At 64.7% G+C, this 10,853-nt stretch carries 10 protein-coding genes; 1 reads left to right on the plus strand and 9 read right to left on the minus strand.

All coding sequences use genetic code 11. From position 1 onward, the window contains the following. Entirely contained in the window at positions 1 to 561 is a 561-nt protein-coding gene (locus tag AC1RUK_RS06275) for a gluconokinase (RefSeq protein WP_481836327.1), read from the plus strand. Here the strand turns inward: AC1RUK_RS06275 and AC1RUK_RS06280 are convergent. The 9 genes from AC1RUK_RS06280 to pbpC all read right to left on the minus strand — a co-directional run bounded on the left by AC1RUK_RS06280 (position 556) and on the right by pbpC (position 10,790). Next, entirely contained in the window at positions 556 to 1,704 is a 1,149-nt protein-coding gene (locus AC1RUK_RS06280) for a hypothetical protein (RefSeq protein ID WP_481836326.1), read from the minus strand. The two genes, AC1RUK_RS06275 and AC1RUK_RS06280, sit on opposite strands and share 6 nt — an antisense overlap. Before the next feature lie 121 nt (positions 1,705 to 1,825). Next, positions 1,826 to 2,275, minus strand: a complete 450-nt coding sequence (locus tag AC1RUK_RS06285) for an RrF2 family transcriptional regulator (protein WP_006202816.1) — start codon at positions 2,273 to 2,275, stop codon at positions 1,826 to 1,828. A gap of 251 nt (positions 2,276 to 2,526) precedes the next feature. Further along, on the minus strand, positions 2,527 to 3,513 hold the full coding sequence (locus AC1RUK_RS06290) for a sulfate ABC transporter substrate-binding protein (protein ID WP_481836325.1): 987 nt from the start codon (positions 3,511 to 3,513) through the stop codon (positions 2,527 to 2,529). Between the two features lie 263 nt (positions 3,514 to 3,776). After that, the gene (locus AC1RUK_RS06295; protein WP_481836324.1) at positions 3,777 to 4,817 is read right to left on the minus strand and encodes a sulfate/molybdate ABC transporter ATP-binding protein; all 1,041 of its coding nucleotides are present in this window, start codon (positions 4,815 to 4,817) and stop codon (positions 3,777 to 3,779) included. Positions 4,818 to 4,830: 13 nt separating this feature from the next. Next, positions 4,831 to 5,715, minus strand: a complete 885-nt coding sequence (gene cysW / locus AC1RUK_RS06300; RefSeq protein WP_436172562.1) for a sulfate ABC transporter permease subunit CysW — start codon at positions 5,713 to 5,715, stop codon at positions 4,831 to 4,833. After that, on the minus strand, positions 5,708 to 6,559 hold the full coding sequence (gene cysT, locus AC1RUK_RS06305) for a sulfate ABC transporter permease subunit CysT (protein WP_481836323.1): 852 nt from the start codon (positions 6,557 to 6,559) through the stop codon (positions 5,708 to 5,710). The genes cysW and cysT overlap by 8 nt, the downstream gene beginning before the upstream one ends. Positions 6,560 to 6,633: 74 nt before the next feature. Further along, entirely contained in the window at positions 6,634 to 7,662 is a 1,029-nt protein-coding gene (locus AC1RUK_RS06310; protein ID WP_481836322.1) for a sulfate ABC transporter substrate-binding protein, read from the minus strand. 227 nt (positions 7,663 to 7,889) lie between these two features. Beyond that, positions 7,890 to 8,621, minus strand: a complete 732-nt coding sequence (locus AC1RUK_RS06315) for a M15 family metallopeptidase (protein ID WP_481836321.1) — start codon at positions 8,619 to 8,621, stop codon at positions 7,890 to 7,892. 63 nt (positions 8,622 to 8,684) lie between these two features. Continuing rightward, positions 8,685 to 10,790, minus strand: coding sequence for a penicillin-binding protein 1C (pbpC, locus tag AC1RUK_RS06320; protein ID WP_481839561.1), 2,106 nt, complete (start codon positions 10,788 to 10,790; stop codon positions 8,685 to 8,687). Positions 10,791 to 10,853 lie beyond the last annotated feature (63 nt).

A 10,853-nucleotide genomic window follows, 5' to 3' on the forward strand; every position in this document is an offset into this window, starting at 1 on the left:
GTGGACGAGAAGGCAACACAGCCGGCACCGGCGCGAGCAGATGATGCTCGGCAGGTGTCGGCCATCGTGGTGATGGGGGTCGCCGGCTGCGGCAAGTCGGCCGTCGGCGAGGCGCTGGCCGAAACCTTGGGAGCAGTGTTCGTCGAAGGCGACAGGTTGCATCCGCCGGAAAACGTCGCCCTGATGGCGAGCGGCGAACCGCTCACCGATGCGCTGCGCGCAGGCTGGCTCGACGCCATCGGCCAGCGCATCGCCGGCTCCGTCGCCGGCGGACAAAGCGTCGTCGCCGCCTGCTCGGCGCTGAAGCGCAGCTATCGCGACCGGTTGCGCGGTTTTTGCGCCGACATCGTTTTCGTCTATCTGGAGGTCGACCGCGAAACCGCCTGGCAGCGCGTCGGCCAGCGCAAGGGGCATTTCATGCCGGCAAGCCTGGTCGACAGCCAGTTCGCCATACTGGAAGCGCCGGCGGCGGATGAACGCGCCCTGACGCTCGACGGAACCGGCCGCCTCTCCGACATCGTCACCAGGACCGTCGGCCTGCTGGACGGCAAGACCTCATGAGGTGCCGGTCTCGACTTCCGTCACGTCCGAGCGCTCGGTGAGCCTCGGCGCGGCGGACCATGCCATCATCTGCTCCGGATGCAGCTTCAGCGCTTCGAGGAAGCGGTCGCGCTTGAGCAAAATGTAGCCAGCCTGCAGTTCCAGGTTCTTTGCCGCCATGTCCTTCGTCGCGGGCATGGTTGATGTCGGTTTCTGCGCCGCCACGAGTTCGGGACTGATGACAGCCCGGTAGTCGCGGAAGGCGACGATCTCGAAGGTCGACATGGCAAACAGCGCCGTGCCGCCTCTGGCGGCGAAGTTCGCCGGCGCCGAGGCCAGATGAGCCCAGCCGCTTTCGCCGATGGCGGCCTCGGTGAATGTCGATCCGGCGTGGATGGTGTTGGTCATCAGGATGATGCCGTTTTCCCTGAGGATCCTTTGCATGCGCACGGTCACCTGATAGGCGTCGCCGCGCTCGAACACGACCCGGCTCTTCAGGAAGCGGTTCTCCACCGCGACCAGCGGCCGGTTCAGAAAGCGCAGGCCGAAAATCGTGTCCGAGAAGCCGTGGAAATCGACGCTCACCTGGTGGGCATCGACGCCGGCTTCATGCAATGCGCGCTTGCCGATGATGGTCTGGGCGGTGAACTGATCGCACCAGATGATCGCGCCGCGGCCGCGCTTCAGCGCAGCAACCAGGCCGTCAAGCCCCTCCAGCCGGATCGTCGGCGACCAGCCGAAGCCAGTCAGGTGCGCGGCAAGCAGTAGCTGCCGGCGATGGGTAGCGGCAAGCAGGCCCCGGAACAGCGCCTCCGCGTCGATGCCGTTGCCAAGCACCGCGCGGACCGCCGCGGCGTAACGCGAAAAGTCCTTGCGGATATGCCGCTTCAACCGGAGCTTCGAAGTCCAGCCGCAGATTGATGCCCACCAGGCGACCGGCAGCACCGCGGCGACACCGAGATAGAAGCCGAGCAGCAGGCTTTCGCGCAAATCCCGGTTCGAGAAGCGGCGCAGCTTGCCGGGCCTGACCAGCTTGCGGCTGAAGAACCGCACCGGCTCGCCGCGCTCCGGGACGAGCACGTCGGAGATGATTTCAGTGTGGTAGCTGGCGGCGGATGGTGCGCGGTTGGCCCTGCGGGATTTTCCGAACCACGGCAGCTTCATCCGATCGGTGTCTCGCCTGTTCCTGGGTTGCGTCCGAAAAGCCTCTACTGCGTCCGCAGCAGTGACGCAATCGGGCGCCAGCCGGAGTGTCGGGAGCCGAACAGATGGAAAGGCACTTTGGTCAGATCTGTGACGTCAGTTCGACCGGGAAATCGTCATTGTCGGCGTCGCGCATGGCGGCGAGGCTGCGGTTGTCCAGCACCTCGGCGATCGCCTGGCGCACCTCCAGCATCATGTGCCGAACCTGGCACGTGGCTTCGTCGCAATCCTCGCAGCGCTGGTACTGCGTGCGGCTGGCGCAAGGGATCGGCGCCAGCGGTCCGTCGAGGACGCGCACGACATGGCCGATCTTGATCTCGGAGGCCGGCCGGGCGAGGCGATAGCCGCCTTCCTTGCCCTTGCGGCTCTGGACGAAGCCGGCATTGCGCAGTTCGCCCAGAATGGCGTCGAGGAATTTCTTCGGGATGTTGTTGGCGACGGCGATGTCGTTGACAAACGCAAGCTGGCCGACCGGCAGGCCAGAAAGATGCACGAGGGCCTTGAGGCCGTATTTGCCCTTTTTTGTCAGCATGCCAAGATCAACCCGTGAAGCCCCAACCACCCGCATCTGGCGGTTGTTTGTGTGTAAATCATGACGTCTTGGGTCGCGCACTGCTGTTTCGCGAGACAATCCGCCCGGCGGCACGTTAGGCACAAACGCACTGATTCTTTGTAACGTTTTTCACAGATGACGCCGGGATTTTGCCGGAGACGGATTGCCGGCGCATGAAACGAAGACAGGCGGCAAAGCCGGCTGTCTTGCTCAGTCCATGAGGCAACGGTCTAGCGGCTGCCGTAGACCTGGTCGAGCAGGCCGCCGGCGGCAAAGTGCTCGGCCTGCACCATGGCCCAGCCGCCGAAGACCTCGTCCACCGTCAGCAGGCGGACATTGGGGAAGTCGGCCTTGTACTTGGCGGCCACAGCCGCATCTCGGGCTCGCAGGCCGTTGCGGGCGGCGATGTCTTGGCCCTCCGGCGTATAGAGGAAGTCGAGATAGGACTTGGCGAGATCGTGCGTGCCGTGCTCGTCTGCGACCTTGTCGACGATGGCCACCGGGAATTCCGCCAGCAGGCTGACCGAGGGCGTGACCTGCTCGAATTTATCGTCGCCATATTCCTTGCGGATGCCGCGCGTTTCAGACTCGAAGGTGATCAGCACGTCGCCGATCTCGCGCTGCACGAAGGTCGTGGTGGCCGCGCGTCCGCCGGTGTCGAAGATCGGCACGTTGTTGAACAGCTTGGTGACGAACTCCTTCACCTTGGCATCGTCGCCCTTGAAGGCTTCCCTGGCGTAGGCGGTGGCCGCAAGATAGGTGTAGCGCGCGTTGCCCGACGTCTTCGGATTGGGGAAGATCACCTGGACGTCGTCGCGCACGAGATCGTTCCAGTCATTGATGTGCTTGGGGTTGCCGGCGCGCACCAGGAAGGACGGCAGCGAATAAAAAGGCGAGGCGTTGTCGGGGAAATCCTTCTGCCAGTCGGCGGCGACGAGGCCTTTCTTGACCAGGAAATCGACATCGATGACCTGGTTGAAAGTGACCACGTCAGCCTCCAGTCCTTCGGCGATGGCGCGTGCCTGGGCGGACGTTCCGGCATGCGACTGGTCGATGGTCACGCCGGGGTGCCCGGCGATGAAAGCCTTGTTGACTTCGACGAACAGTTCGCGGCCGACGTCGTAGGAGGCATTCAGCAGCCTGTCGGCCGACCAGGCTTGCGAGGATGTGAGGACGAGGGCGGCGAGCGCTGCAGCGCCAAGCAAAAATCGCTTCATGAAAACAGGCTCCTTGAGAATGTCCCGAGACTAGAGCAATTCCGGACGGAAAACCGCTACGCACTTTTCCTGGAATTGCTCTAAGGGCGCAAGCATAGCCGGGTAGAGCCCGCCACGACGAGACATGCGATCAGGGCTACTGGTGCAGCAGCCGGAAAGAATATCGCCGAAACAGCCGGTTGATAGGATTTTCTTTCAAGCAGAGTCAAACCGGCATCACGGCGGTCGGCCTTGCTGCTCGGCGGAGAATTCCCGGCGTCGGTCTAGGAAGCCGGAAAGAGCTTCCAGCGTCTGGGGCGGAACGCCACCCGGCTCTTCTGCGCCGCAGGATGGTCGACCGGCAGTTCGATCTCGACCCGTTGGCGCTCGCCGCCGATTTCGAGTTCCACGCGCCTGGTGCCGGCGACGCGGCGGCTGGCGGCGACGGTGCCGGCGATGCAACCGCTGCAGCCGTCGAGCAATTCGACATCGTGCGGGCGGAAGTACAGCATCGCTTCACCGGAAGGTGCATGCGGCGCCGACAGCCCGATCGGACGGTCGGCGAGCCAGATATCGCCGTTCTCGACCTTGACGGGAAGCGAGCTGGATTCGCCGATGAAGCCATAGACGAAGGGCGAGTTCGGCGTGTCGTAGATCTCGTCGGCGCTGCCGACCTGCTCGATGCGGCCCTGGCTCATCACCACCACGCGGTCGGCAAGCTCCAGCGCTTCCTCCTGGTCGTGGGTGACGAACACCGTGGTGTGGCCGGTGGCGTCGTGGATCTCGCGCAGCCAGCGGCGCAGTTCCCGGCGCACCTGGGCATCGAGGGCGCCGAACGGCTCGTCGAGCAACAGCACCTTGGGTTCGATCGCCATGGCGCGCGCCAGCGCCACGCGCTGGCGCTGGCCGCCCGAAAGCTGCGCCGGGTAGCGCTTTTCCAGCCCCGTTAGCTGGACGAGGTCGAGAAGCTCGGATGCGCGGCGGCGGATCTCCTGCTTCGGCGGGCGCGACGGCCCGTGCCGGACCTTGAGACCGAAGCCGATATTGTCGGCGACCGTCATATGCCGGAACAGCGCGTAGTGCTGGAAGACGAAGCCGACATTGCGCTCCTGGATCGACTTCTGCGATGCGTCCTCGTCGCCGAAGAAGATCGCCCCTTTGGTCGGCCGCTCCAGCCCGGCGATCAGCCGGAGCAGGGTGGTCTTGCCGGAGCCGGACGGCCCGAGCAGCGCGATCAGCTCGCCGGACTTGATGTCGAGCGATACGTCGTGGAGGGCCGGAAACCGGTCAAACTCCTTGCGCACGTTGGCAACGCGAACTTCCATCAACCGTCCCTTTTCAGTGTCCGCGCGTCGCGGCGATCTCGGCGCCGTAGCGCATCTCGAGAAGTGTTTTCAAGACCAGCGTGACCAGCGCAAGGCCGGCAAGCAGCGAAGCCACGGCAAAGGCGCCGACGGCATTGTACTCGTTGTAGAGGATTTCGACGTGCAGCGGCATGGTGTTGGTCAGGCCGCGTATGTGCCCCGACACCACCGACACCGCGCCGAACTCGCCCATGGCGCGGGCATTGCAGAGCAGCACGCCGTAGAGCAATCCCCATTTGACGTTGGGCAACGTCACGTACCAGAAGGTCTGCCAGCCATTGGCGCCGAGCGAAAGCGCTGCCTCCTCATCGCCATTGCCCTGTTCCTGCATCAGCGGGATCAGCTCGCGGGCGACGAAGGGGAAGGTGACGAAGACGGTGGCGAGCACGATGCCGGGCACGGCAAACAGGATGGCGATGCCATGCGCCTTCAGCCAGGCGCCGAGCAATCCTTGAGCGCCGAACAGCAGCACATAGACCAGGCCGGAAATGACCGGCGAGACCGAAAACGGCAGGTCGATGAGCGTGGTCAGGAAGGCCTTGCCCTTGAATTCGAACTTGGCGATCGCCCAGGCCGCCGAGATGCCGAAGACGATGTTGAGCGGCACCGAGATCGCCGCCACCAGCAGTGTCAGGCGGATCGCCGAGCGCGTGTCGGGGCTGGCCAGCGCCTCCGTGTAGGCACCGACGCCCTTGGCCAGGGCTTCGTTGAAGACGACGATCAACGGCAGGAGCAGGAAGACGCCCAGGAAGGCGAAGGCCACGGCCATCAGCACCGCCCGCACCGGCCGGCTTTCGGTCACCGCCGCCGACTGGCTTTCGTGATGCGGCTCGTAGGATTTGATCTCGGGGTCAGCCATAGCGTTTGCGGCTCCACGACTGCACCAGGTTGACGACGAGCAGCATCAGGAACGACAGCGCCAGCATGATCGCGGCGATCGCGGTCGCCGCAGGGTAGTTGTACTCCTCCAGCCGAATGACGATCAGCAGCGGCGCGATCTCCGACTTGAACGGCAGATTGCCGGCGATGAAGATGACGGAGCCGTATTCGCCGACGCCGCGCGCAAAGGCAAGCGAGAAGCCGGTAACGATCGCCGGGGCCAGGCCGGGAAACAGGATGCGGGTGATGATCTGGAAACGGCTGGCGCCGAGCGTGGCGGCTGCCTCCTCCACCTCTTTGTCGATCTCCTCCATGATCGGCTGCACCGTGCGCACGACGAAGGGCAGGCCGATGAAGACCAGTGCAATGATGATGCCGAGCGGCGTGTAGGCGACCTTGATGCCGAGCGGCATCAGCAATTTGCCGATCCAGCCGTTGGGCGCATAGAGCGTAGTGAGCGCGATGCCGGCGACCGCGGTGGGCAGCGCGAAGGGCAGGTCGACCATGGCATCGACGATGCGGCGGCCGGGAAAGCGGTAGCGCACCAGCACCCAGGCGACCAGCGTGCCGAAGACGACGTTGATTGCAGCGGCGGCGAAGGCGGTGCCGAAGCTGATTTCGAGCGCGTTGATGGTGCGGCGATCGGCGACGATCGCCCAGAAATCGGTCCAGCCGAGCGCGGCCGAGCGCCAGACTAGCCCCGAGAGGGGGATGAGGATGATGAGCGTGAGGTAGGCAAGCGAGAAGCCGAGCGTCAATCCGAAACCCGGAATGACGCTCGGCTGTCTGAACCGCCACCCCGCCTGGGCGGGTGCTGTGGTCATGGAATTCTGGTTCGTCCCTTCTTATTCAGACCAGATTGCCGTCAGTGACATCGCGGCCTTGCGGCCGCCGCGCCTCACTGGGCCGGCTTGTAGATCTGGTCGAATATACCACCGTCGCCGAAATGGTAAGGCTGTGCCTTCTTCCAACCGCCAAAAAGCGGATCGTCGATGGTGACCAGCTTGATCGCGGGCAGTTTGGCGAGGTCTTCCGCCGGCACCAAATCGGGCTTTGCCGGACGATAGTGGTTCTTGGCGATCAGCGTTTGACCTTCCTTGGAGTAGAGCCAGCCCAGATAGGCCTCCGCGACCTTGCGCGTGCCCTTGGCATCGACATTGGAGTCCACCACCGCGACCGGCGGCTCGGCCAGGATCGAGGTTGGCGGATAGACGATGTCGAAATTGTCGGCGCCGAATTCGTCAAGCGCCAGATAGGCCTCGTTCTCCCAGGCGATCAGCACGTCGCCGAGGCCCTTTTGCGCGAAGGTCACGGTTGAGCCGCGCGCGCCGGTGTCGAGCACCGGGACATTGGAATAGAGCTTGCCGACGAATTCCTTGGTCTTGGCTTCGTCGCCGCCATCATTGGCGTTGGCATAGGCCCAGGCCGCGAGGTAGTTCCAGCGCGCGCCGCCCGAGGTTTTCGGGTTCGGCGTGATAACCTGGACGCCTTCCTTGACCAGGTCGCTCCAGTCATGGATGCCCTTCGGGTTGCCCTTGCGGACCAGGAAGATGATGGTCGAGGTGTAGGGGGCGGAATTGTTCTCGAATTTCGTGCGCCAGTCGGGATTGATCTTCTGCGACTTGGAGACGATGGCGTTGATGTCGCCTTCGAGCGCCAGCGTCACCACGTCGGCATCGAGGCCGTCGATCACGGCGCGGGCCTGGGCGCCGGAGCCGCCATGCGACTGCTGGATGGTCACGGTCTCGCCGGTCTCGGCCTTCCAGTGGGCGGCGAAGGCCTCGTCATAGACCTTGTAGAGCTCGCGTGTCGGGTCATAGGACACGTTGAGAAGGGTCGTGTCGGCAAACGCGAAACCGAGCGTGCCGAACTGGACAGATGTGGCGACCAGTGCGCCGAGCAGTTTCCTGAAATGAGGGTTGGTCATTTCCGCCTCCGTTGATGATGGCCGAACTCTACCGAATTGATAGAAATTAGATGCATTCAACGTTGCCTTTTTTGCCCTCTTGAAGCAATTTTTCGCTGGGTATCGACCTCTTGAGGAAACATTTTCCTCATATTAGCCCGTGTCGATTCCGCGTCGGTTCGACGCTATTTAGAAATCAGGTGAACCGAGGCAAGGCCGCGCGACAAGAGGTTGGTGGCGACCGGTTCCTATTCCGCGCTGACGGGAAAGTCGAAACGCTGTTTCGGAAACGGTTCGTTTGCCAGCGTGAAGTGCCACCATTCGCGGGCATAGTTCTTGAACCCGCCGGCGCGCATCGCCTCGAGGAGCTTTCTGCGGTTTGCCGTCGCGTCGCTGGTAAGCGGGCGGTGGGCGGTTTCGCTCGCCGGATCGAAGCAGTCGAAACCGGTGCCGAAGTCGAGCGTGTCGGCGTCGGGTGTGCCGCAGGCGGGCTTCGCTGCGCTTCTGTGGTCGGCATGGGCGATGGCGACGTCGACGGTCGAGCCACGCGAATGGGTGGACAGTTCGCCGATATAGCCTTTGGCGATGAGGTCGTTGCGCTTGACCGCCGGATACCATTGCGGATCGGACGGTCCGCCCTTTCCTGTCCATTCGCCCATATCGGCGACGGCGCGCGCAGGTCGATAACAGTCGAAGACGACCAGCGTCAGCCCTTCGGGAGCGAGCACTTTTTGCACGCTGGATAGAGCTGCCGCCGCCCGCCGGGTGAGGATGCAGACCGGGGCATCATAGCCCTTCGCCTTGCGGTGCAGGAAATTTTCGAGACCGGCATATCGGATGTCCTGGCGGATCGAGGGATCGACATCGGCGAGACGGACGAAGCCGGCGGGGAGGTCGGCGGCGGAGGCGGGGAGGGTGACTGTCAACAGAGTGACGAGGACAGCGGTAATCTTGCGCAGGGCGCACTTCGGAACAGACATGGGTGAGTATCTTGCTATCCACTCACTCATGGAAAACCAATGCCGTGAATCGCTTGGCGCCGTCTATTCAACGAACACCTTCACGCTGGCCGCGCGTCCAGCGGCGTCGATCACGGTGAGCGTCGAATAGCCGGCGCCGTCGGGCAGCCAGGTCGCGGTGCGGCGGCGGTCGATGCCGGTCAGCGGCTTGCCGTTGGCCAGCCAGCGGAACGGGGCGCGGCCGCCCTGCAGCTTCAGCACCAGCGGCGAGGCATCGGCCGAGTTGGCGCCGAGATCGACGCGGGCGCCGTCGGGTGGAAAGATGATCGTCGGCGCGGGTTCGCTCGGCGCTGCCTGCGCCAACCCCTCGGTGACGGCGCCGAAGCGCGCCAGCGTCACCGGCAGATCCTCACGCCTGGGACTGAACACACCGGCCGGCCGTCCCGGCAGCGGCACGGTGGCGAGGCCGGAGCGGACGAAGCCTTCGAACAGGATCGGCGCTGCCGAGACATAGCCGGAGAGACCGGGCACGGCGCCGGCATCGGCGCGGCCGACCCAGACACCCAGCACGTAGCGGCCGTCGAAGCCGACCGACCAGGCATCGCGGTAACCATAGGAGGTGCCGGTCTTGTAGGCGATGCCGCGTTGGGAGGCGCCCTCGGGTGGCTTGACGCCCGACAATATGTCGGTGATCTGCCAGTTCGCCTGGTCGTCGAGGATGGTGGCGGTGGAGCGTTCGGCATTGGCCGGCTCGGTGCCGTCATGCAGCGTGTGCGCTTTGCCGCCATTGGCGAGCCCCGTATAGAGCTGGACGAGGTCGCGCAGGGTCACGCCGACGCCGCCAAGGCCGATCGCCAGGCCCGGCGCCTCGTTGACCGGCAGCACCGGGCTGACGCCGGCCTGGCGGAAGCGCGCCGTCAGCCGCGCCGGGCCGACCGCGTCGAGCACGCGGATCGCCGGCACGTTGAGCGACAGTTGCAGCGCCTGCCGGATGCTGACATCGCCCTGGTAGCCCATGTCGAAATTCTTCGGCCGGTAGCCGGAGAAATCCGCCGGGCTGTCCTCGATGATGGTCTCTTGCGCCACCAGCCCCTGCTCGAAGGCGAGGCCGTAGATGAACGGCTTCAGCGTCGAACCCGGCGAGCGGATGATCCTGGTCATGTCGATCCAGCCGGAGCGGCTGGCGTCGAAGAAATCGGCCGAACCGACCTCGCCGAGGATGTCGCCGGTGCGGGAGTCGGCCATCACCATGGCCACCGACAGGCGCGGGCCGAGCTTGCTGGCGGCGTCCTTGGCCACCTGCTCCAGCCCTTCCTGGACACTTTTGCGGATCGTCAGTTGCAGCGGCTTGCCGGGCACGGCATTGGGCAGCAAGGCATAGGCGGCGTGGGCCGCAAGCGCCGGCAATTTGCGGCGCAAACCCGAAACATCGTCGAGCGCGGCGCGGGCGGCCTCGCGTTCGCCGAGCAGACCTGATGAAACCATGCGGGTCAGCACACGGTCGCGGGCGGCGTGCGCAATGCCGAGGTTGCGGTCGGGCCGCCGCCTTTCCGGCAATTGCGGGAGCGCGACGAGCAGGGCGGCTTCCGAGACAGTGAGCCGCTTCGGCTCCTTGCCGAAATAGGCGAGCGAGGCGGCGCGCACGCCTTCGAGATTGCCGCCATAGGGCGCCAGCGTCAGATAGCGCTCGAGGATCTGTTGCTTGGAGAGCCGCCGCTCGATCTGGATGGCGCGCAGCATCTGCTTGATCTTGGAGCCGAGGCTGCGGCTGTCGCGCGGCTCGATCAGCCGGGCAAGCTGCATCGACAGCGTCGAGCCGCCGGAGACGATGTGGCCATTGCTGACGAACTGGCCGGCGGCGCGGGCCAGCGCCAGCACGTCGACGCCGTCATGGTCCCAAAAGCGCTTGTCCTCATAGGCGACCAGCATGTCGACGAACTGCTTGTCGACCTGGTCGAGGCGGGTTTCGAGCCGCCAATAACCGTCCGGCGTGGCGAAGGCGCGCAGCAACTGGCCGTCGCGATCCTGCACTTCGGTCGACACCGTGAGCTTTTCGGGCAGCGGCGGCGGAAAGGCGCGATCGAGCTGCCAGAGAGAAGCAACAGCGATTGCCGCAAAGCCTACGAGGGAAGCTGCGGCGATACCTGTTCGGCGGAGAAATTTCCTCGAGAGCACGGTGCCGCCCCTCATTGCCCTGCCGGGCATTTCTCCCCGTATAGAGACGGGGAGAAAGTGGCCTGCGCAGAGGTCTTC

Source organism: Mesorhizobium monacense, assembly GCF_056781675.1.

Excerpts from the sequence above, each read along its gene's own strand:
- pbpC (WP_481839561.1), bottom strand. The coding sequence starts at position 10,790 with ATGAGGGGCGGCACCGTGCTCTCGAGGAAATTTCTCCGCCGAACAGGT.
- AC1RUK_RS06310 (WP_481836322.1), bottom strand. The coding sequence starts at position 7,662 with ATGACCAACCCTCATTTCAGGAAACTGCTCGGCGCACTGGTCGCCACA.
- AC1RUK_RS06295 (WP_481836324.1), bottom strand. The coding sequence starts at position 4,817 with ATGGAAGTTCGCGTTGCCAACGTGCGCAAGGAGTTTGACCGGTTTCCG.
- AC1RUK_RS06290 (WP_481836325.1), bottom strand. The coding sequence starts at position 3,513 with ATGAAGCGATTTTTGCTTGGCGCTGCAGCGCTCGCCGCCCTCGTCCTC.
- cysW (WP_436172562.1), bottom strand. The coding sequence starts at position 5,715 with ATGGCTGACCCCGAGATCAAATCCTACGAGCCGCATCACGAAAGCCAG.
- AC1RUK_RS06280 (WP_481836326.1), bottom strand. The coding sequence starts at position 1,704 with ATGAAGCTGCCGTGGTTCGGAAAATCCCGCAGGGCCAACCGCGCACCA.
- AC1RUK_RS06315 (WP_481836321.1), bottom strand. The coding sequence starts at position 8,621 with ATGTCTGTTCCGAAGTGCGCCCTGCGCAAGATTACCGCTGTCCTCGTC.
- cysT (WP_481836323.1), bottom strand. The coding sequence starts at position 6,559 with ATGACCACAGCACCCGCCCAGGCGGGGTGGCGGTTCAGACAGCCGAGC.
- AC1RUK_RS06285 (WP_006202816.1), bottom strand. The coding sequence starts at position 2,275 with ATGCTGACAAAAAAGGGCAAATACGGCCTCAAGGCCCTCGTGCATCTT.